The 231-nt window shown below is 48.5% G+C and carries 1 protein-coding gene; it reads right to left on the bottom strand.

From position 1 onward, the window contains the following. Positions 1–231: hypothetical protein (locus tag FTW16_RS22130; RefSeq protein WP_146492454.1), on the bottom strand; the 231-nt coding region annotated here is incomplete at both ends.

Below are 231 nucleotides of genomic sequence, written 5' to 3'. Positions count from 1 at the left end.
TGCCGCCATTGCTTCTTCGGTTTCTGGCTCACATAGCTGGAATCGGCCAGAAGTAATATCAAGCGTCGCGTAGCCAAATTTACCATTGTGGTGGTAAATAGAGGCAATCAGGTTATCAACACGCTCAGAAAGTAGTGCTTCGTCGGTTACGGTTCCCGGTGTCACAATTCTTACGACGGCGCGATCAACCGGGCCCTTTGAAGTTGCTGGATTACCAATCTGTTCACAAAT

It is taken from the genome of Vibrio sp. T20 (genome assembly GCF_007858795.1).
Lineage (GTDB): Bacteria > Pseudomonadota > Gammaproteobacteria > Enterobacterales > Vibrionaceae > Vibrio > Vibrio satsumensis.
This window is presented reverse-complemented; position numbering and strand designations above follow the sequence as displayed.